General features: G+C 59.3%; 19 protein-coding genes, 1 tRNA gene and 1 pseudogene. 12 read left to right on the forward strand and 9 right to left on the reverse strand.

Annotated elements, in window-relative coordinates; translation table 11 throughout:
* Window positions 1-197 precede the first annotated feature (197 nt).
* The 6 genes from ACSSU5_RS19710 to cysG all read left to right on the forward strand — a co-directional run bounded on the left by ACSSU5_RS19710 (window position 198) and on the right by cysG (window position 7,767).
* On the forward strand, window positions 198-2,669 hold the full coding sequence (locus ACSSU5_RS19710; protein ID WP_492559560.1) for a DNA translocase FtsK: 2,472 nt from the start codon (window positions 198-200) through the stop codon (window positions 2,667-2,669).
* A 62-nt stretch (window positions 2,670-2,731) separates the two neighbouring features.
* The gene (gene lolA, locus ACSSU5_RS19715) at window positions 2,732-3,355 is read left to right on the forward strand and encodes an outer membrane lipoprotein periplasmic chaperone LolA (protein ID WP_264309357.1); all 624 of its coding nucleotides are present in this window, start codon (window positions 2,732-2,734) and stop codon (window positions 3,353-3,355) included.
* 12 nt (window positions 3,356-3,367) lie between these two features.
* A complete protein-coding gene (locus ACSSU5_RS19720; protein WP_492559561.1) occupies window positions 3,368-4,693 on the forward strand; it encodes a replication-associated recombination protein A in 1,326 nt (441 codons plus the stop codon).
* Window positions 4,690-5,064 (forward strand): fluoride efflux transporter CrcB, encoded by a 375-nt coding sequence (gene crcB, locus ACSSU5_RS19725; RefSeq protein WP_264309355.1) that lies wholly within the window; start codon window positions 4,690-4,692, stop codon window positions 5,062-5,064. The genes ACSSU5_RS19720 and crcB overlap by 4 nt, the downstream gene beginning before the upstream one ends.
* Window positions 5,065-5,094: 30 nt before the next feature.
* Complete coding sequence (serS, locus tag ACSSU5_RS19730) at window positions 5,095-6,375, forward strand: serine--tRNA ligase (RefSeq protein WP_264309354.1); 1,281 nt, start codon at window positions 5,095-5,097, stop codon at window positions 6,373-6,375.
* Window positions 6,376-7,767: a siroheme synthase CysG gene (cysG, locus tag ACSSU5_RS19735; protein ID WP_264309353.1), complete on the forward strand. Its 1,392-nt coding sequence runs from the start codon at window positions 6,376-6,378 to the stop codon at window positions 7,765-7,767.
* A gap of 33 nt (window positions 7,768-7,800) precedes the next feature.
* Here the strand turns inward: cysG and ACSSU5_RS19740 are convergent, their stop codons facing one another.
* The 8 genes from ACSSU5_RS19740 to ACSSU5_RS19775 form a co-directional block, all read right to left on the reverse strand.
* The gene (locus tag ACSSU5_RS19740; protein ID WP_492559562.1) at window positions 7,801-8,763 is read right to left on the reverse strand and encodes a glutathione S-transferase family protein; all 963 of its coding nucleotides are present in this window, start codon (window positions 8,761-8,763) and stop codon (window positions 7,801-7,803) included.
* A gap of 95 nt (window positions 8,764-8,858) precedes the next feature.
* The gene (locus ACSSU5_RS19745) at window positions 8,859-9,860 is read right to left on the reverse strand and encodes a glycosyl transferase family protein (RefSeq protein WP_492559563.1); all 1,002 of its coding nucleotides are present in this window, start codon (window positions 9,858-9,860) and stop codon (window positions 8,859-8,861) included.
* Window positions 9,857-10,192 (reverse strand): TusE/DsrC/DsvC family sulfur relay protein, encoded by a 336-nt coding sequence (locus tag ACSSU5_RS19750; RefSeq protein ID WP_492559564.1) that lies wholly within the window; start codon window positions 10,190-10,192, stop codon window positions 9,857-9,859. The genes ACSSU5_RS19745 and ACSSU5_RS19750 overlap by 4 nt, the downstream gene beginning before the upstream one ends.
* Entirely contained in the window at window positions 10,189-10,485 is a 297-nt protein-coding gene (gene tusB / locus ACSSU5_RS19755; RefSeq protein WP_492559565.1) for a sulfurtransferase complex subunit TusB, read from the reverse strand. The genes ACSSU5_RS19750 and tusB overlap by 4 nt, the downstream gene beginning before the upstream one ends.
* Window positions 10,485-10,844 carry a sulfurtransferase complex subunit TusC gene (gene tusC / locus ACSSU5_RS19760; RefSeq protein WP_264309348.1) on the reverse strand — a complete coding sequence of 120 codons (360 nt, stop codon included), beginning with the start codon at window positions 10,842-10,844 and terminating at the stop codon, window positions 10,485-10,487. Before tusC ends, tusB begins: the two co-directional genes overlap by 1 nt.
* A 1-nt stretch (window position 10,845) precedes the next feature.
* Window positions 10,846-11,238, reverse strand: a complete 393-nt coding sequence (tusD, locus tag ACSSU5_RS19765; RefSeq protein ID WP_264309347.1) for a sulfurtransferase complex subunit TusD — start codon at window positions 11,236-11,238, stop codon at window positions 10,846-10,848.
* 116 nt (window positions 11,239-11,354) lie between these two features.
* Entirely contained in the window at window positions 11,355-12,734 is a 1,380-nt protein-coding gene (locus ACSSU5_RS19770) for a nucleobase:cation symporter-2 family protein (RefSeq protein WP_492559566.1), read from the reverse strand.
* Between the two features lie 179 nt (window positions 12,735-12,913).
* Window positions 12,914-13,585 (reverse strand): Bax inhibitor-1/YccA family protein, encoded by a 672-nt coding sequence (locus tag ACSSU5_RS19775; protein ID WP_264309345.1) that lies wholly within the window; start codon window positions 13,583-13,585, stop codon window positions 12,914-12,916.
* A 133-nt stretch (window positions 13,586-13,718) separates the two neighbouring features.
* Between ACSSU5_RS19775 and ACSSU5_RS19780 the strand changes: the two genes are divergently transcribed.
* Window positions 13,719-13,806: transfer RNA gene (locus ACSSU5_RS19780), tRNA-Ser, on the forward strand.
* A gap of 315 nt (window positions 13,807-14,121) precedes the next feature.
* A complete protein-coding gene (locus tag ACSSU5_RS19785; protein WP_492559567.1) occupies window positions 14,122-16,944 on the forward strand; it encodes an HD domain-containing protein in 2,823 nt (940 codons plus the stop codon).
* Between the two features lie 45 nt (window positions 16,945-16,989).
* On the opposite strand, the gene ACSSU5_RS19790 is transcribed toward ACSSU5_RS19785, so the two are convergent.
* The gene (locus tag ACSSU5_RS19790) at window positions 16,990-17,898 is read right to left on the reverse strand and encodes a tyrosine-type recombinase/integrase (RefSeq protein ID WP_492561344.1); all 909 of its coding nucleotides are present in this window, start codon (window positions 17,896-17,898) and stop codon (window positions 16,990-16,992) included.
* Here ACSSU5_RS19790 and ACSSU5_RS19795 point away from each other — a divergent pair.
* The 4 genes and pseudogenes from ACSSU5_RS19795 to ACSSU5_RS19810 form a co-directional block, all read left to right on the forward strand.
* Window positions 17,872-17,964: pseudogene (locus ACSSU5_RS19795) on the forward strand (glycoside hydrolase family 19 protein); the annotation flags it as partial. The gene ACSSU5_RS19790 and the pseudogene ACSSU5_RS19795 sit on opposite strands and share 27 nt — an antisense overlap.
* The gene (locus ACSSU5_RS19800; RefSeq protein WP_492559568.1) at window positions 17,964-18,518 is read left to right on the forward strand and encodes a lysis system spanin subunit; all 555 of its coding nucleotides are present in this window, start codon (window positions 17,964-17,966) and stop codon (window positions 18,516-18,518) included. The pseudogene ACSSU5_RS19795 and the gene ACSSU5_RS19800, both read left to right, overlap by 1 nt.
* 150 nt (window positions 18,519-18,668) lie before the next feature.
* Entirely contained in the window at window positions 18,669-19,463 is a 795-nt protein-coding gene (locus ACSSU5_RS19805; RefSeq protein WP_492559569.1) for a DNA adenine methylase, read from the forward strand.
* Between the two features lie 239 nt (window positions 19,464-19,702).
* A complete protein-coding gene (locus tag ACSSU5_RS19810; RefSeq protein WP_492559570.1) occupies window positions 19,703-20,728 on the forward strand; it encodes a hypothetical protein in 1,026 nt (341 codons plus the stop codon).
* Window positions 20,729-21,149: the final 421 nt, after the last annotated feature.

Below are 21,149 nucleotides of genomic sequence, written 5' to 3' on the forward strand. Positions count from 1 at the left end.
CAAAAACACAGCATAAGCCTTTGTCACAAAAGAAAATGCATGCTCAAATTGCAGCTAAGTGAAAGTAGCACCCTCAAGCCCATGTGCGGCGCGCCGTCATGGCGGCTAGCGGGCAGTAATGTTAAAAGTAGTGGTTCATTGGCCGGGCACCGGCCGATCACTATTGGACGCGCAGCACGCGCAGGAATAGACGCGTTTTGAAGAAATCCACCGCAACTCCAGCTCCCTTGCCAGTGCCTATGTGGCGGCAGCAGCTGCACTATCGCCTGAAGGAAGGTGCGTTGATCGCCGTCGGCGCCATGTGCCTGTACCTGTGGATGGCGCTGCTGACCTACGACACCTCCGACCCTGGCTTCAGCCACACCAGCAACGTTGACCAGGTGCAGAATGCCGCCGGGCGAGCGGGCGCCTACTTCGCCGATATCCTGTTCATGGTGCTGGGCTATTTCGCCTATATCTTCCCGCTGCTGCTGGCGATCAAGACGTTGCAGATCTTCCGCGAACGCCACCAGCCCTGGGAATGGAGCGGCTGGCTGTTCTCCTGGCGCCTGATTGGGCTGGTGTTCCTTGTGCTGTCGGGCGCGGCCCTGGCGCACATCCATTTCCACCCGCCGGCGAGCCTGCCGTTCTCGGCGGGCGGCGCCCTGGGTGAAAGCCTCGGCGAGCTCGCGCGCAGCCTGCTGAACGTGCAGGGCAGCACGCTGATGTTCATTGCCCTGTTCCTGTTCGGCCTGACGGTGTTCACCGACCTGTCCTGGTTCAAAGTGATGGACATGACCGGCAAGATCACCCTCGACCTGTTCGAACTGGTGCAGGGTGCTGCCAACCGCTGGTGGGAAGCCCGCAACGAGCGCAAGCGCCTGGAGGCGCAGTTGCGCGAAGTCGATGAGCCGAGCTTCAACACGGCGCCAATGGCCGCGCAGAAGCGCGAGCCGGTCAAGCCACAGCTGCGCGAGCGCAACGTCGAACGCGACGAAGCGCCGGCCCGGCCTGCTGCGCCGCGCGAACCTGTGGTGCCACGCGAGACCGTGGTGGCCCGCGAGGCGGTGGCGCCGCGTGAGCAACCCGCAGCCCCGGTGATCATCCCTCCCGCCCCGGTTAAGGCGCCGGAGCCAAGCAAGCGGGTGATGAAGGAGAAGCAGGCGCCCCTGTTCGTCGACAGCGCCGTGGAAGGCACGTTGCCCTCCATTTCCATCCTCGATCCGGCCGAGCAGAAGAAGATCGAGTACTCGCCAGAATCCCTGGCCGGCGTTGGCCAACTGCTGGAAATCAAACTCAAGGAATTCGGCGTGGAGGTTTCGGTGGACTCCATCCACCCAGGCCCGGTCATTACCCGCTACGAAATCCAGCCGGCGGCCGGCGTCAAGGTCAGCCGCATCGCCAACCTGGCCAAGGACCTGGCGCGATCCCTGGCCGTGACCAGCGTGCGCGTGGTCGAGGTGATCCCGGGCAAAACCACCGTGGGTATCGAGATCCCCAACGAAAACCGGCAGATGGTGCGCTTCTCCGAAGTGTTGTCGTCGCCATTGTTCGACGAATCCAAATCGCCCGTCGCGCTGGCGCTGGGGCATGACATTGGCGGCAAGCCGGTGATCACCGACCTGGCCAAGATGCCGCACCTGCTGGTCGCCGGTACCACCGGTTCCGGTAAGTCGGTGGGTGTGAACGCGATGATCCTGTCGATCCTGTTCAAGTCCGGGCCGGAAGATGCGCGGCTGATCATGATCGACCCGAAAATGCTCGAACTGTCGATCTACGAGGGCATCCCGCACTTGCTGTGCCCGGTGGTCACCGACATGAAGGACGCCGCCAACGCGCTGCGCTGGAGCGTGGCCGAGATGGAGCGGCGCTACAAGCTGATGGCCGCCATGGGCGTGCGTAACCTGGGCGGCTTCAACCGCAAGATCAAGGACGCCCAGGAAGCGGGCGAGGTCATTCACGACCCGCTGTACCGCCGCGAAAGCATGGACGATGAGCCGCCTGCGCTGAAGACCCTGCCGACCATCGTGGTGGTGGTCGACGAATTTGCCGACATGATGATGATCGTCGGCAAGAAGGTCGAAGAGCTGATCGCCCGTATCGCCCAGAAGGCCCGTGCCGCTGGTATTCACCTGATCCTCGCCACCCAGCGCCCGTCTGTGGACGTGATCACCGGCCTGATCAAGGCCAACATCCCGACTCGCATGGCGTTCCAGGTGTCGAGCAAGATCGACTCCCGCACGATCATCGACCAGGGTGGCGCCGAGCAGTTGCTCGGTCACGGTGACATGCTCTACATGCCGCCGGGCACCAGCCTGCCGATTCGTGTGCATGGCGCGTTCGTTTCCGATGACGAAGTGCACCGTGTGGTGGAGGCCTGGAAGCAGCGCGGCGCGCCGGACTACAACGACGACATCCTCAACGGCGTCGAAGAGGCCGGCAGTGGCTTCGAAGGCGGTGGTGGTGGCGGTGACAGCGACGATTCGGAAAGCGATGCGCTGTATGATGAGGCCGTGCAATTCGTGCTCGAAAGCCGTCGTGCGTCCATTTCGGCGGTGCAGCGCAAGCTGAAGATCGGCTATAACCGCGCCGCCCGCATGATCGAGGCGATGGAGATGGCCGGCGTGGTCACCCCGATGAACAGCAACGGCTCGCGGGAAGTGATTGCCCCGGGCGGCCCGCGCGATTGATGAACACCTTGCCGGGCGCCAACGGTGGCGCCCGGCCTTTTCAATGCTCAATGAGGATTACCATGCGCGCGATTCGCATGCTGTTGGTTTCTGCCCTTGCTCTGGGCAGCGTTTCGGCTTTTGCCGGTGAGCAAGATGTACAACGCCTGACCCAGCTGCTGGAAAAGTCGCAGACCATCGAGGCCAACTTTTCCCAGCTGACCTTGGGTGCCGATGGCACCAGCCTGCAGGAAACTTCGGGCAAGATGACAGTCAAGCGCCCGGGCCTGTTCTACTGGCACACCGATGCACCACAGGAGCAGGTGGTGGTGTCGGACGGCAAGAACGTCACGTTGTGGGACCCGGACCTGGAACAGGCCACCATCAAGAAGCTCGACGTGCGTCTGAACCAGACCCCGGCACTGCTGCTGTCCGGTGACGTGTCGAAGATCAGCCAGAGTTTCGACATCGCCTCGAAAGAGCAGGGCGAAGTAATGGACTTCACCCTCAAACCGAAAACCAAGGACACCCTGTTCGACTCGCTGCGCGTGTCGTTCCGCAAGGGCCTGATCAATGACATGCAACTGATCGACAGCGTCGGCCAGCGCACCAACATCCTGTTCAATGGCGTCAAGGCCAACCAGGCGGTGCCGGACAGCACGTTCAAGTTCGATGTCCCGAAAGGCGCGGACATCATCCAGGAGTAAGCGGAGCCCGTGATGGACCTGTTTCGAAGCGAACCCGTCGCCCAGCCTTTGGCCGCTCGCCTGCGCCCGTCCAACCTGGACGAGTATGTCGGCCAGGAGCACCTGCTGGCGCGCGGCAAGCCGCTGCGCGAGGCGCTGGAGCAGGGGGCATTGCACTCGATGATCTTCTGGGGGCCGCCCGGGGTCGGCAAGACCACCCTGGCGCGGCTGCTGGCGCAGTTCTGTGACGCTCACTTCGAAACGGTCTCGGCGGTGCTGGCAGGGGTCAAGGAGATCCGCCAGGCGGTCGAGGTGGCCAAGCAACAGGCGGCTCAGTATGGTCGTCGGACCATTCTGTTCGTGGACGAAGTGCACCGCTTCAACAAGTCGCAGCAGGACGCTTTTCTGCCCTATGTAGAAGACGGCACGCTGCTCTTCATCGGCGCCACCACTGAAAACCCGTCTTTCGAGTTGAACAACGCCTTGCTCTCGCGGGCGCGGGTGTATGTGCTCAAGAGCCTGGATGAGCCGGCCCTGCGCAAGTTGGTCGACCGTGCGCTCACTGAAGAGCGCGGCCTGGGCAAGCACAACCTGCGGGTCGGCGACGAGGCGTTCAAGATGCTCATGGCGGCCGCTGACGGTGATGGCCGGCGCATGCTCAATTTCCTCGAAAATGCCTCGGACCTGGCTGAAGATGGCAGCGAAATTGGCGTCGAGCTGCTGCAAAGCCTGCTCGGCGACAGCCGCCGACGCTTCGACAAAGGCGGCGAGGCCTTCTATGACCAGATCTCGGCGCTGCACAAATCGGTGCGCGGCTCCAACCCCGATGCTGCGCTGTACTGGTTCGCGCGCATGCTCGATGGTGGTTGTGACCCGTTGTACATCGCCCGGCGCGTGGTGCGCATGGCCAGCGAAGACATCGGCAATGCCGACCCGCGTGCCCTGAGCCTGTGCCTGTCGGCCTGGGACGTACAAGAGCGCCTGGGCAGCCCCGAGGGTGAGCTGGCAGTGGCCCAGGCCATCACCTACATTGCCTGCGCGCCGAAGAGCAACGCGGTGTACATGGGCTTCAAGACCGCGCTGCGCGAAGCCGCCGAGCATGGTTCGCTGGAGGTGCCGCTGCACCTGCGTAACGCCCCGACCAAACTGATGAAGCAACTGGGCTATGGCGATGAGTACCGCTATGCCCATGACGAGCCCGATGCTTATGCGGCGGGCGAGGATTACTTCCCCGACCAGCTTGAGCCACGCCAGTATTACCAGCCCGTGCCCCGTGGCCTGGAGCTGAAAATCGGCGAGAAGCTACGGCACCTGGCCGAGCTGGATCGCAGCAGCCCCCGGCAAAGGAGAAAACCATGATTGCAGTGATCGCTGCTGTCAGTGCCGGGGGGATTGCGGGTACGCTGCTGCGATTTGCCACCTCGAACTGGGTGGTTGCCCACTGGCCACGGCACTTCTATCTCGGTACGCTGGCGGTCAACCTGATCGGCTGCCTGCTGATCGGCCTGCTTTACGGTCTGTTTTTGCACAAGCCGCTGGTGCCGGTCGAGCTGCGCGCCGGGCTGATCGTCGGCTTCCTTGGCGGCTTGACGACGTTTTCCTCCTTTTCGCTCGATACCGTACGCCTCATGGAAAGCGGGCAGATGCCCCTGGCTTTGGGCTATACCGGTATCAGCGTGGTGGGCGGGCTGCTCGCAACCTGGGCCGGCCTGTCCCTGACCCGATTCTGAACCAACACCTACACATAACGAGAGAACGATATGCTCGATTCCAAACTGTTACGCGGCCAACTTCAGGAAGTGGCGGATCGCCTGGCCTCCCGTGGCTTCAGCCTGGATGTCGCGCGCATCGAATCACTGGAAGAGCGCCGCAAGGCCGTGCAAACCCGCACCGAGCAGCTGCAGGCCGAGCGTAACGCCCGCTCCAAGTCCATCGGCCAGGCCAAAGCCAAAGGCGAAGACATCGCGCCGCTGATGGCCGACGTCGAGCGCATGGCCAATGAACTGGCCGCCGGCAAGGTCGAACTGGACGGCATCCAGGCTGAGCTGGACGGCATCCTGCTGACCATCCCCAACCTGCCGGACGCCAGCGTACCGGTCGGTGCCAGCGAAGACGACAACGTCGAAGTGCGCCGCTGGGGCACCCCTACAGCGTTCGACTTTGACATCAAGGACCACGTCGCCCTGGGCGAGATCAGCGGTGGCCTGGACTTCGAGGCTGCTGCCAAGCTGTCCGGCGCCCGCTTTGCCGTGCTGCGTGGGCCGATCGCCCGCCTGCACCGCGCCCTGGCGCAGTTCATGATCAACCTGCACACCGGCGAGCACGGCTACGAAGAGCACTACACCCCGTACCTGGTACAGGCGCCGGCCCTGCAGGGCACCGGCCAGTTGCCGAAGTTCGAGGAAGACCTGTTCAAGATCAGCCGCGAAGGCGAAGCCGACTTCTACCTGATCCCAACCGCTGAGGTGTCGCTGACCAACCTGGTCGCCGGCGAAATCCTCGATGCCAAGCAACTGCCGCTCAAGCTGGTTGCCCACACGCCATGCTTCCGCAGTGAAGCCGGCGCTTCGGGCCGTGATACCCGCGGCATGATCCGCCAGCACCAGTTCGACAAGGTCGAGATGGTCCAGGTGGTCGAGCCGTCCAAGTCGATGGAAGCCCTGGAAGGCCTGACGGGCAACGCTGAGCGTGTGCTGCAACTGTTGGAGCTGCCTTACCGCGTGCTGGCCCTGTGCACCGGCGACATGGGCTTCGGTGCAGTGAAGACCTACGACCTGGAAGTGTGGGTGCCAAGCCAGGACAAGTACCGCGAGATCAGCTCTTGCTCCAACTGCGGTGATTTCCAGGCGCGTCGCATGCAGGCCCGCTGGCGCAACCCAGAAACCGGCAAACCAGAGCTGGTGCACACCCTCAACGGTTCCGGCCTGGCAGTAGGCCGCACCCTGGTGGCAGTGCTGGAGAACTACCAGCAGGCCGACGGTTCGATCCGTGTGCCTGAGGTGCTCAAGCCGTACATGGGTGGTGTCGAGGTCATCCGCTAAATGGATTACCTGCCACTGTTCCACAAGCTGCAGGGCGGCCGGGTACTGGTCGTCGGCGGCGGTGAAATTGCCTTGCGCAAGGCGCGCCTGCTGGCGGATGCCGGCGCCGCGCTGCGCGTGGTGGCGCCCGAGGTTGACGGCCAACTGGCCGTACTGGCCCGGGAAGGTGGTGGTGAGGTCCTGGTGCGCGGCTATCAGGCGGCCGACCTGGTCGGTTGCCGGCTGGTAATCGCGGCCACTGACGACACTGGGCTCAACGCCCAGGTGTCGGCCGATGCCCAGGCGCTCAACCTGCCGGTCAACGTGGTGGACGCGCCGGCCCTGTGCACGGTGATCTTCCCTGCCATCGTCGACCGCTCGCCGTTGGTGGTGGCAGTCTCCAGTGGCGGTGATGCGCCAGTGCTGGCGCGTTTGATTCGCGCCAAGCTGGAGGCGTGGATCCCTTCGGCTTACGGTGAACTGGCCGGGTTGGCAGCGCGTTTCCGGCACCAGGTCAAACGCCTGTACCCGGACGTCAACCAGCGTCGCGGCTTCTGGGAAAACGTGTTCCAGGGGCCGATCGCCGAGCGCCAGCTGGCCGGGCAGGGCGCCGAGGCCGAGCGCTTGTTGCAGGCGATGGTCGATGGCGCGCCGGTGCAGCAGGGCGGTGAGGTGTATCTGGTAGGGGCAGGGCCGGGCGATCCGGACTTGCTGACCTTCCGCGCCTTGCGCCTGATGCAGCAGGCCGATGTGGTGTTGTACGACCGCCTGGTGGCCCCGGCCATTATCGAGATGTGCCGGCGTGATGCTGAGCGTATCTACGTCGGCAAACGCCGCGCCGAGCATGCCGTGCCGCAGGACCAGATCAACCGTCTGTTGGTCGATCTGGCCAAGCAGGGCAAGCGCGTGCTGCGGCTCAAGGGTGGCGATCCGTTCATCTTTGGCCGTGGTGGCGAGGAAATCGAAGAACTGGCCGAGCAGGGCATCCCGTTCCAGGTGGTGCCGGGCATTACCGCCGCCAGTGGTTGCTCAGCCTACGGCGGTATTCCGCTGACCCATCGCGATTATGCTCAATCGGTGCGCTTCGTTACCGGGCACCTCAAGGACGGCACCAGCAATTTGCCTTGGGATGACCTGGTGGCACCGGCCCAGACCCTGGTGTTCTACATGGGGTTGGTGGGCTTGCCGACCATTTGCGCCGAACTGATTCGTCATGGCCGTGCGGCCAGTACACCTGCGGCGCTGGTGCAGCAGGGAACGACGCGTAATCAGCGAGTGTTCACGGGCACCTTGGCGGATTTGCCGGCCCTTGTCGCCCAGCATGAAGTGCATGCCCCGACCCTGGTGATTGTCGGGGAAGTGGTGCAGTTGCGTGAGAAGCTGGCGTGGTTTGAAGGTTCGCAAGACAGCTGAAATCGTTGGGGCCGCTTTGCGGCCCCAACCTTATTAGCGGTTAATCCAGATCCCTTGGCCCGCCAACCGTTCCCGATCATGCGCCAGGCCAAAGTCCTGCAACGGCCCTTTTGGCACGATCCCATTCGGGTTGATGGTCTTGTGGCTCATGTAATAGTGCTTTTGGATGTGTTCCATATCCACCGTCTGTGCTACCCCCGGCCACTGGTACAGTTCACGCAGCCAGTTTGACAGGTTGTGGTAGTCGCTCAGGCGCCGCAGGTTGCACTTGAAGTGCCCGTGATACACCGCATCGAAGCGCACCAGCGTGGTGAACAGGCGTACATCGGCCTCGGTCAGGTACTCTCCGGCAAGGTATCGCTGGCGGCTCAGCAGCGCCTCCAGGTAATCCAGTTCATTAAAAACCTCGTCGAATGCCGCTTCGTAGGCATCCTGGGTGGTGGCGAAACCTGCGCGGTATACGCCATTGTTCACTGCCGGGTAGATCCGCTCGTTCAGCGCTTCGATCGTTGGCCGCAAAGGCTCGGGGTACAGGTCCAGGCGGTTGCCGGTCAGCTCGTCGAAGGCGCTGTTGAAGATGCGGATGATCTCCGACGATTCGTTGTTGACGATGCGTTTCTCTTGCTTGTCCCACAGCACTGGCACGGTCACGCGCCCGGTGTAATGCGGGTCATCCTGGGTGTAGCGCTGGTGCAGAAATTCAAGCGCGTCCAGGTGGTCGCCGCTAGAGCCTTGCTGCTGGTCGAAGGTCCAGCCGTTTTCTTGCATCAGCCAGCTCACCACCGACACATCGATGAGTGGCTCCAGGGCCTTGAGGGCGCGGAAAATGAGGGTGCGATGAGCCCATGGGCAAGCCAGTGATACGTACAGGTGATAACGGCCGGCCTCAGGCGCGGGCAAAGGGTTGCGGCGCTGAGCGTTTTCGCGTTTGAAGGCCCCGTCCTTGCCTGTTTCATACCACTGGTCGTGCCAGCGGCCGTCGATCAAAAGGCCCATGTCGAGCTCCTCGGAACACAGTTGTTTGTCGTTGGAGCCCAGTCTAGGGAAAATCGTTCGAATAAATAGCGCAAAGACTCGGGGTGTTTAATCGATTAAATCGATGTTTTGCGTTCACTCCAGTAACGACACGCCGTGGCGAAGGCCTGGTCGCGATCCTGCCCGAGGCCGCGCAGGGCCAAGGCCATGGTGGCGACCACGGCCATTTCGCCGTAGCTGTCCTCGGCGTCACCCTGCCACACCGTGATCAACTGCTGCGGTTGCAGGCTGGGCGGTTTTACATGGCGGCGCTCGCTCAAGGCCGGCCACTCTTCGTCCCAAGCCTGGCCCGCCGTGGTGCCGTAGAGGTGGCTGATGACGTCCGGGTTGACCTCGATCTCGCCGCCGTCGCCCTTGATCACCACGGCGTGGTCGCCGAGCAGGCGGCTGGCTTCGCGGTGCACCGCCTGATAGCCGGGGTGGAAGATGCTCTGCAGGCCACAGCGCGCCCCCAGTGGGTTGAGCACCCGTGCCAGGGAATGAATCGGCGAACGCAAACCGAGTGTGTTGCGCAGGTCAATCATGCGTTGCAGCTGCGGCGCCCAGTCTTGCAGCGGGAAGAACGCGAGCCGTTGCTGGTCGAGCGCGGTGCCGACCGCCGACCAGTCGCGGCACAGTGGGATCTGCAGCAGTTCGAGCAGCTGTTCGGTGTACATGCGCCCGGCGGTGTGGGCGCCGCCGCCGTGCATCAGGATGCGCACGCCGTTGTTGGCCAGGCATTTGGCCGCCAGCAGGTACCACGGCAGGTGACGCTTCTTGCCAGCGTAGGTGGGCCAGTCCAGGTCCACGGCAATGTGTGGGGCCTGCAGGTGTGAACGCAGGGCCTCGGTGAAACCGGCCAGTTCTTCGGCGCTTTCTTCCTTGTGGCGTAGCAGCATCAGGAAGGCACCCAGTTGGGCGTCCTCGACTTTGTCCTCCAGCAACAAGGTCATTGCCCCATGCGCTTCCTCGCGGGTCAGGCCACGCGCGCCGCGCTTGCCTTTGCCAAGAATGCGCACGAATTCGGCGAACGGGTGTTCGGCAGGGGTTTGCAGGGTGAGCGGGCGTGGTTCGATCATATGCAGTTGGTCGGCTTGGGCAGGCCCGCCAGCTTGGCGGCAAGTTTGGCGGGAGTGCCGTTGAACAGGCGGTTAAGGTGTGGGCTGTTGCCCTTTTCCGGGCCCAGCTTGAGGGCGGTGTACTTGATCAGCGGGCGTGTCGCGGGTGACAGTTGGAACTCCTGGTAGAACTGGCGTAGCAGTTCGAGGATTTCCCAGTGGTCGTCGGTCAAGGGGATGCCTTCGCGTGCGGCGAGGGCATCGGCGACGGCCGGGGACCAGTCTTGCAGGTCTACCAGAAACCCGTCCTTGTCCAGGGCAACCGTGTGATCGCCAACGTTGAGCGTACTCATAACCAGCTGTTGACCTTGTCGTAATGCAGGGACAGTTCGACGAATGCGGCGTAGTCCACTGGTTTGGCCAGGTTGTTGGCAACTGCGCGGGCTTGCAGGTCTTCGTCGAGGGCGAACAGGCGCTGTTTCAGGTCTGCGGCCTGCAGCAGGCGTTGTGGTTCGCTGCCGGCATGCAGTGCATAAACCGCATCACCGCACAGCAGCAGTGCATCGTCAGCGCCAAGCAGGCGCAGGCAACTGGCCAGGCGGTCATCACCGAAGGGCGAGTGGGAAATTACATGCAGGGTCGTCATCAGAGCGTTACCACCTGGTCGAATCGGGCAATCAATGCGCTCAGGGCTGCGTCGTCCAGCACCTGTACCGGCAGCTCCAGGGCGTCGGCGGCAAGGCCGCGCTGGCAGAGGCTATGGTGGCAGGCGAACAGTTCGTCGACGCCGAACATCGGCAAGGCCTGCAAGTTGGCGCCGAGGTTTTTCTGCTGCAGCGCGGTAGGTTGCTGGCCAGGGGCAAGCTGAAATACACCGTCATCGAGAAACAGCATGCCCAGCGGCAGGTCGAACGCACCGCCAGCCAAGGCGATGTCCAGCGCTTCACGGGCCGATGGGCCGTTCCAGGGGGCCTGGCGGCTGATGATCAACAAGGATTTGGCCATTTCAATCGCCTCCAAAGCAGATCAGGCGATCGGCACTTTGCGCCGCCTCGTGCAGTTGGCCGAGCCCCGACAGCTCCCAAGGTTTGGGCAGGTTCGCGGCCGGGCGCTGGTAGCGGCTTGCCTCGGCTTCGTCGAGCACGCCGCGGCGCAGGGCAGCCGCGATGCATACCACGGCGTCCAGTTGGTGGCTGTCGATGAAGGTGCGCCACTGGGCGGCGACATCCAGCTCATCCTGGGGCGCGACCACATTGGCCGAGGCACTGTGTACCCCGTCCTGGTAGAAAAACAACCGGGCAATCTCATGCCCGCCGGCCAGCACCGCCTCAGCAAAGCGCAGGGCGCGGCGCGAGGAGGGCGCATGGGCCGGGGAAAAAACCGCGATCGCGAATTTCATGGACAACTCATGCAAAGGAATGCCGCCATGATAAAGCAAAAAAGCCCACCCCCGCTCATACAAGGGCACGCGGCCTTGTGGAAAGGGATGGGCTTTTCAGATCAGGCCTGCGGGGCTCAGGCGTGTTGTTTGCTCTCTGGCAGGAACCAGTTCAGCACCAGGGCGCAGATACCACCGGTAGCGACGCCCGACTCCAGGACATTGCGGATTGCCGCCGGCATGTGGGCCAGGAACTCCGGCACCTGTGCCACGCCCAAGCCCAGGGCCAGCGACACGGCAATGATCAGCAGCGCGCGGCGGTCCAGCTGGGTGCTGGCCAGGATGTTGATACCCGAGGCCGCAACCGCGCCGAACATGACCATGGCCGCGCCACCCAGTACCGGCTCCGGTACCGCCTGGATCACGCCGGCAACCGACGGGAACAGGCCCAGTACCACCAGCATCACGGCGATCCAGATACCGATATGGCGGCTGGCGATACCGGTCAGCTGAATAACGCCGTTATTCTGGGCGAAGACCGAGCTGGGGAACGTGTTGAAAAGGCCAGCCAGCAACGAGTTGGCGCCGTTGACCAGCACCCCGCCCTTGATCCGTTGCATCCACACCGGGCCTTCGACCGGCTGGCGCGAGACCTTGCTGGTGGCGGTGACGTCACCGATGGCTTCCAGCGAAGTCACCAGGTAGATTACCAGCATCGGAATGAACAGCGCCCACGAGAAGCTCAGGCCAAAGTGCAGGGGCGTTGGCACCTGGAACAGTGCAGCCTCGTGCATGCCGGTGAAGTCCAGGCGGCCCAGGTAGCCGGCCAGCGCATAGCCCACCGCCAGGGCGATGACAATGGCGCAACTGCGCATCCACACCACCGGGATGCGGTTGAGGATGACGATGATCGCCAGCACCACGCCCGACAGCAGCAGGTTCTCGCCATTGGCGAATGTGCCGTTGGCCATCGCGCCAAAGCCTCCGCCCATGCTGATCAGGCCGACCTTGATCAGGGTCAGGCCGATCATCAGCACGACGATGCCGGTCACCAATGGTGTAATCAGGCGTTTGACGAAGGGCAGGATGCGCGAAACACCCATCTCCACGAACGAACCTGCGATCACCACGCCAAAGATGGCGGCCATCACGCCTTCCACCGGTGTGCCTTGCTTGACCATCAGTGCGCCGCCGGCAATCAGCGGCCCGACGAAGTTGAAACTGGTGCCTTGGACAATCAGCAATCCCGCACCAAACGGCCCGAAGCGCTTGCACTGCACGAAGGTGGCAATACCGGAGATCACCAGCGACATGGACACGATCAGGTTGGTGTCCCGCGCCGAAACGCCCAATGCCTGGCAAATCAGCAGGCCCGGCGTGACGATCGGCACGATGATCGCCAGCAGATGTTGCAGCGCTGCCAACAGGCCGATCAGCAGCCGTGGCTTGTCCTCAAGACCAAGCACCAGTTCATTGGCAGGCGCCGATACGCCTGGGCTGTGTTCGTGTGAGCTCATTGCAGAAAGCCGCCCCGGAAGAAAAAAGGAGCGCATTCTACGGGCTGATGAGTGATTGCGGTAGAGAAATGCAGGATGGCGGCACGTTCGGCGACCATTCGCTTAATTACCTGACCTTTAAGTCAATCTTGAGCGCACAAAAAAGCCCGCCGAAGCGGGCTTTTTCATCCAACACGGTATCAGTCGTCGCGACCCATGATGCCGAACAGCTGCAGCAGGCTGACGAACAGGTTGTAGATCGATACATACAAGCTGATGGTCGCCATGATGTAGTTACGCTCGCCGCCGTGGATGATCGCGCTGGTCTGGAACAGGATGCAGACCGACGAGAACAGCACGAAGCCAGCGCTGATCGCCAGTTGCAGGCCGCTGATCTGGAAGAAGAAGCTGGCAACCACCGCACCCAGCAGGACGAAGAAGCCGGCGGTGATGAAGCCGCTGAGGAAGCTCATGTCCTTTCGGGTAATCAGCACGTAAGCCGACAGACCACCGAACACCAGTGCGGTCATGGCGAATGCCGAGCTGACCACTTCAGCGCCACCGGCCATGCCCAGGTAGCGATTGAGGATAGGGCCGAGGATGAAGCCCATGAAGCCGGTGAGGGCGAAGGTGGACACCAGGCCCCAAGCCGAATCACGCAGCTTGTTCGTGAGGAAGAACAGCCCGTAGAAGCCGATCAGCACCACGAAGATGTTCGGGTACCCGACGCGCATCTGCTGGGCAATGAAGGCCATGACACCGCTGAAGGCGAGGGTGAGTGCCAGCAGGCTGTACGTGTTGCGCAGGACCTTGCTGATCTCCTGCTGCTCGACCTGCTGGCCGTGGTGTACGGCGTAATCCTGTTCGCGCATGGCGACACTCCTTGGTAAACCTGTGGTTTCGAACGTTCAGATGCTAGGAGTCTATCAGAGCTCCTGCAACCCGCGACACAGAGAGTTTGACAGCGTGTTTCATTACGGTATTATGGCGGCCGCAAAACCAGCTGGAAGCGTGGCCGAGTGGTTTAAGGCAACGGTCTTGAAAACCGTCGATGGGCAACTATCCTAGAGTTCGAATCTCTACGCTTCCGCCATATTCAAAGCCCTGATTATTCAGGGCTTTTTCGTTTCTGATCTACAGAAAATCCTCCCCGTTTGTCACCCATCTTTTCCGCAAATTTTCGATCATTTCCGCAATCATGGATTTCCCCCGCCCTATGAGCGGCCGGCGCGAGTGTCTTTGCGCTAGGTAGGGCAGCGGCGTAGCGGTCGATTGTCTTTCGGTGGGGCTGCAAGGTAGGCTTGGCTTTGAAAGGAAAAATGCCAAGCACAAGGCTTGCAGCGCCCTCTTTATCATTGCCCCCCGCATGTAAATACTACGTTCAGCATATGTCGGACAGGACTCTAATATGCAGTTGCCCCCGCGATTCCACGAACTGATAGCGCGTGACCATGCGCTCAACGCTGTAGTACTGAAAGCCTTAGCTATTGTCGGTCCGTGGACCCTCGATAACAGAACCGTATTCTTTAGCGAGTACACAGATCACAGCCTGAAGCATCTTTCGGAGGTTTTGCTGACTGCAGAGGGCCTGATCTCCGATGATTCATGGCCCAGCCTCACTGCGGAAGACGGTGCCGTGATGGTCCTCTCGGTGCTATTGCACGACTGTGCACTGCATCTTTCAGAAGACGGGTTCTTCTCTCTGGTTGCCGGCGAATACCAGCCAGGGCTTTCGCGGTATATCCAGGAAGAGACGGAATGGCCAGTGCTGTGGGGCGAGTTTGTTGCCGAGGCCCGGCGGTTTGACCAGCGCAAGCTGAGAAATCTGTTCGGTAGTGTTGAGCCGGTGGGTGACGTTCCACTAAACAAGCTGGAACTGACCTACAAGCATCGCCTGTTGATCGGCGAGTTCCTTCGGCGGCACCACGCTCGGCTCGCGCACGAAATCGCACTTTCCGGTATTCCGGGGGTAGGCGCTCCGCTGGAGATTGCGGATGCAGAACACCGGCGATTAATGGATCTTTCAGGGTTTGTGGCGAGAAGTCACAATTACTCCATGCGTTCTGCGGTGGATCGCCTAGAGTCAACCCAACGACGAATCCACAACAATTGCCGCGTTCCTTTCGTCATGATGGTCCTGCGCATTGCCGACTACCTTCAGATTCATTCGTCCCGCGCGCCAGGACAGCTGCTGCGGCTGAAGTCACTGGTTAGCCCGATTTCCCGTGGAGAGTGGAGCAAACACCTGTCCGTGCGTGAGATCAATCAAGCTCACGATGATCCCGAAGCAATTTTTGTCGACTGTGAACCTGAGACAGTGGCTACCTTCCTGGGTATGCAGCGTTTGCTTCGGGACATTCAGGCAGAGTTGGACTCCTGCTGGGCTGTACTGGGCGAAGTATATGGCCGAGTGGGGCCGCTTGGCGCTCTAGGCATAACGATTCGTAGGGTCAAATCGAATATCGATGATCCGGCTGCCTTTTCCAAGAACCGCCGCCCAGCGTACCTGCCGAGAGAGTTCAAGTTTCGTACCGCCAGTTCAGAGCTGCTCGACTTGCTGGTGGCGCCGCTATACGGTGCAAGGCCGCAGGTGGGAGTTCGCGAGTTAGTTCAGAATGCTGTGGACGCTTGTCGGGAGAGGGCGGACCTCGTTTCTAAAGGCGTTATCCAAGATTTACCGACAAAGAAAGATGATGTTGTCGTGACTTTGAACTGTCCTGAAGGTGAGTCTGCGACATTGATCGTAGAGGACTTTGGGGTGGGAATGACCGCCGATGTTGTTGATCAGTATCTGCTGAATATCGGTGCTTCCTTCCGGCGGAGTGATGTATGGAGAGAGAACCATGAGTCAGATGGTCGGTCATCCGTGCATCGAACCGGAAGGTTTGGAATTGGTTTGTTGGCCGCATTTTTATTGGGGTCAGAACTTAGGGTGACTACCCGATCGGTTTATAAAAAGGAAAGTGAAGGGCTTTTCTTTGTATGTAATCAAGGGTCGGATACGATTGAGGTTAAATCTTGTAGTTTCCATGCTGGTACTCGTATAGAGATAAAGCTAGAAGACAAAGTTACTGATGCTCTACTTTCAAGAAAAATTTATGAAGATGGATGGGATTGGTATTGTCTAGAGTCGCCTGAGGTTCGCCGTGTGGTATCTAAAGAAGGCGTGACTATCCTTGATCAGAAGCGTCTAGTTCCTGCGTGCGGAGCTGATCTTGAAAAGAGTCAATGGCGTCGCACTTCAAGTGCTGAATACGATGACGTAATGTGGAAGTTTGCCGATCAGCAGGCTTGGGATAGTCGTCGAGGCCTAGTGGTATGTAATGGTATATTTGTTGGTAATATAGGTTATAAATTGACTCCTGTGATTTCGGCAGGGTTGGGTGCGATCAGCTCAAGTCCAGTCGATTTGGTGGTGTTTGATCCGGATGGTCGTTTTCCTATCAATCTACAACGTCAGGACATAACGTCCGTGAAAACCGGTTTTGAGGGGCTTCTTGCGGCAGATATTTCAAGATATTTTGTGGAAAGCATTGTCTCACGGTTGAAAAGCTCCGAGAAAACAATATCGTATGACCAGGTGATGCTTGCTGCGAGCTTAAATATCCCCGGTTTAGAGGTCATGAATAGTGCAGTGGCGAACATATCTCCTCTTGTTTTAACTAAGGATGGGGTTATAGCTGCTGACTCTAGTATTCTCAGGTCTGCCAAGCTGCCTAGTATTACGATAGATGCGACCAATATTGAATTAAATCAAGGGGCGTATAGATCGGCTGAGTTCATGAGGTGGGTCGATAGTTATGCGATGTCGGACGGTGTAAAGCGCACTAAAGTAAGCAGAGCCAATTTTTTGCGGTCGGCCATGGGGGCGTTAGATAGAGGGATTTGGACGGGTTTCTTCGAAAACGTAAACACCATTGTGGGTCGCCGAATATTGGTCAAAGGTTCGGACGTTGCAGAGCTTCTCGACTCCAAAAATATTCCAAAGGGTGTTTGGGCAGAGCTCAACCTTGAGGCTGAGTACGGCGACTGGGGTGTATGGGCAATGGGCCGTACAGATAAATGGGCGTTTGACCTGGAGAAGGTCGTTAAGGATCTTGAAGCGTCTCAGTCCTTCGGATTTTGTACGGTTTATTTCGATGCTGACTCTGATGCCATAGACAAGGAGCGAAAAAACTCTCCGTTTGCTGAAGCTTGGTTTGATGTTGTCGGTGGTCCTGTATTGGTTTAAATGTAAAATATGAACGGCCCGTTGGGGCCGTTCTTACAATGACGCTCAACGTGTCGGTTGGACTATTTCGCCCACCCTGCGATAAACGGTCTCCGTGATCCGTTTGTCTGAGTGGCCCAGCAATCGGCTGGCGTGAGCGAGATCTACTATTTCGCTTGCCGCTTTGGGGCGAATGTCCCTAAACTGAAACTGGCGAATTTGTTCGGCTAGAACATTGTCTTGGTCCCTAAGGGCATCTTCAATCGCGGCTTTTCTAGCAACGTCGAAACGGAGCCGAAGCATGGAGGCGGTGACTGCTCTACCATCTTGAGTGGTGATCAGATATGGATTTCGAACTCCGCGTTCTTTTCGCTGAGACGAGAGCCGCTCAACTAATAGTCCAAGTTGATTTACCTGGCCCTCGGTGCGGAGCTCGATTCGTAGCTTTTTTGATGTCTTGCCCTGTGCGACCTGAAGGTATTCGGTATCACAATCTACTGCTCTCATCGAGAGAACATCTGCCGGTCGCTGACCGGTCAGGTAAGCAAGATCCATAGCGTCGCGTAACTCGCTGGCAGCACGATCATAAACGGAACTCCAGATACCTGGCCCAGCGTAGAAATCACGGGGACGTTCTTTATTCTTACGTAAGCCAGCAGCAGGGTTCACCCGGTCGGTAATACCCCATTCCCGCGCCATATTGAAGATGTGCGATAGGAGAGATATTTCTCGGTTGGCACGGACTTTACCTGAGCGCTTGTCCCGATATTGGGCGATGATCTGCGGAGAAATGGCTTCGATTGGGGCGTCGCTGAATGCCGCACGAAGCTGCTTCAGCGAAAGCAAATTATCTTTTTGTGTGCGCGGCATCTTTCCAGGGATGACATCACGCTCGTACCGATTGAAGACGTCGCCGAGGAGGCGAATAGTCAGGCCGATGACTCGGTGTTCGAGTTGATCACTCGCCGCATCAATGGTGGCCTGAATGGTTTGAAGGATCGCCAGGCGCTCTACAAGCGAGCTCTTGAGGTGCTGCAGTGATGTCACTCAACGTGCGCATCGCGTTGCTCGCCATGGCGGTAGGGCTGTGGGTTGGTGGTCGCGGTGCCTGGGTGTGGCAGGCGAGCGACTACGGGAAGCAGCTCGCCGAACAGGCTGCGGATTTTGGCCAGCAACTGGCGGACAAGGATCGAGCCTGTGGCCGTGAACGTGAAGAAGCCTCTGTTGCTGCCCTCCAGAAGTTGGCGGAACAGCAGGCGCAACGACGCACCCTGGAAAATCACCTGCAGGAGCAGAGCCAGGCGCATTGGAAGGAGATGAACGATGCTCACCAAACTCAAGCTCGCCTGCGTGACAGGCTTGCTACCGCTGATCTGCGGCTGTCAGTCCTTGTCGACGCCGGAACCTTTGCCGGCCAGGGTTGTGACGGTGGGCTGCGAGAAGCCGCCGGCACCGGAGGCGTGGTACATGGCGCCGTACGCGCCGAACTTGACCGAGCGCATGCTCAACGAATTGTCGCCATCACCGACGAAGGCGACCGGGGGCTGATTGCGCTGCAGGCCTGCCAGGCCTACATGCGCGAAGTCACCAAGTAAAAGAGGCGAGCCGGGTGGATGCGTCAACATCCAGCCCGGCCCGCCGAACCCGCAGACCTTTCCTGCAAGTCCAGCCGTAGCCTCTGCCTTGTGCACAAAGCGCGGCGAGCCTAACACCTGTTTATCCATACAGTAAAGACTTGCATACCTATGACCTCTCCAATCATTCCCTGGATGGGCGGCAAACGCCGCCTGGCCGACCGCTTGATCCCCCTCTTTCCCCCTCATGAATGCTATGTCGAAGTCTTCGCAGGCGGCGCCGCGCTGTTCTTCATGCGTCCCCAGCCCGCCCCAGTGGAGGTGCTGAACGATCTCAACGGTGACCTGGTCACCCTTTACCGCGTTGTACAGAACCACTTGGAGGAGTTCGTGCGCCAGTTTAAATGGGCGCTCAGCTCCCGCCAGATCTTCGAGTGGCAAAAGATGACGCGCCCCGAGATCCTAACCGACATCCAGCGTGCGGCCCGATTCTTCTACCTGCAGCAGCATGCGTTCGGCGGCAAGGTCACCGGGCAAACGTTCGGCACCGCCACCACTGGGCCGGCTATCAACCTGCTGCGCATCGAGGAGAACCTGTCTGCTGCGTGGCAGCGTCTCGCTGGTACCTACGTCGAGAACCTTTCCTGGCTCGACTGTGCCGAGCGCTATGATCGAGCGCACACGTTTTTCTACATGGACCCACCGTATTGGCAGACCGCCGGCTACGGCGTCGACTTTCCCTTCGAGGAGTACGAGCGTATGGCTGACTTTATGCGGCGGTGCAAGGGCAGGGTGATGGTCAGCATTAACGACCACCCAGACATTCGGAGAGCTTTCGACGGCTTCCATTTTGAGTGCTTGGATATCCGCTACACCACTACGAACCAGCGCCAGTGCAAGGCGGACGTGACTGGCGAATTGGTGATCATGAACTGGGTGCCGGTAGATTTGGGTCAGTTGTTTTAGGTAGATTGTGATGAGCGACCAGGTGTTCTGACGAGCGTGCTCGCGCTCCTGGTCGTTCCTTGCTAACTCGATCCCGAAGCTGCAGCATGCCCGATTCATCAGGCTGACGAAATTGACGTACGCCCCGTTTGCTCGTAGTCATATATTGGCTGGCTCGATAGATGCTGCTTGAGCTTGCCAGTAGAGTCCGTTAACCATCACGCTTCCGTGTTTGTGTCGATCAGCGTAGAGGGATTTAAATGCCGCTTCCCCTGAAGGATCTAGTTAAGCTAAACCAAATCGTCAATCGTATCGAGTCCGGTACCTTTGATGCGAATGATGTCGAGATTTTATTGATGAGGCTGCGGCCTTATGCGGACGCCAATCAAGTTTTCCTTGAAATATCAAATTTTGTTGCCCACCCGGATGCGCGCGACCGCGGGCTCGCACAGGCCACCATCACGTCTTTCACTGATTCGATGCGATACCTCCTTGATTACTCTTATAAGGAAAACCAACTAATAATCGGTGAGCCGTTCCCTATCTATGTTTATCGCTTGCTAATCTCTCAGACTCGGTTGGTAGATGAGGACCGTCTTCGCGGAGAATGTCGAGTAAGTCGTGCTAGCCTAATAGGAAAAATTGAGAGCAGTTTTGCTCTTGATAAAAAGGCAGGAACTTGCGTTTACAAGAAGCCCAAGTGTGGGGTTGAGTTTTTGAAGGCACTCGGGTTCGTCTTGCAATTTATTCATTCGCGACCGGCTTTTGACATGGGTGAGTTCCATAGCCAGCTTAAGGCTGTCATGCATGCTCAGGACGTGAGATTGAATGAGGCTGATTGGGACGCTCAGTCGGATCGTGTCTCGCTCGCGATATTGTGCCTTGTATCAAATACCGAATTTCGTCTTCCTGACGGAGATCCCGCTGCTTGCCGTCTAACCACAGAAAATCAATATCGGCTTCTCAGCGGTAGGCGCCGTTTACCTTCCGGTGTTATGACCGATGAGCCAAAGAGCTTTGGCTCGCTTATGATCATGGGAGAAGCGACAGTTCACAATGTGAATAATGCCCCTTTGAGGGTGTGCTTTCCACTAATCTCTACGAGCCTTGACCCTCACGAGCACTGTGAGCCAGGGTTATTTTGGCGAGAGCCAAGCCCTCATGAATATGAGGATTGCGAGGTCGAGAGGATCGGGTTCGCAAGTGACATGTCGCTGACTGCCCAGTTCAAGCTGGTGCGCGCGGACTCTCTGATACAGGCGGGCGGTGGCGGCCAGGGCAATTAACTGCAGCGCTTGGCGCATATTCTGACCAAGCCCAGCCTAGTGCTGGGCTTTTTTACTGTTTGATGGTAAGCGTCCGGCTAACTCACATTGCATGAATCAGGCATCCATGCGGCTCCTCCAGGTGCGAGAATTCTTAAGGCAAATTTAGGGCAAATACTAGGGCGTGTTAGGCCTATGCAGGCCATCCGCTAATGCAAGAATAGCTGTTTATGCTGGCCTACGGAGGTCTATTGAGTCCCTTGGGCGGGTTCAATTCCCTATCCCTTGTATAGGCGGGATCAGCGCATGGCCCGGCTCGGCTTCCGTGGGCGAACCGGGTCTATCCTTTGGGAAAAAATGGTACAGACCCTGGCGCGGTGGCTGTAAATCCAATGGATTTGGGGCATTTAAGCTAGACCTGCCCAATCCATCACATGGAGCT

This window comes from Pseudomonas sp. E1MeOHC2 (genome assembly GCF_058745025.1).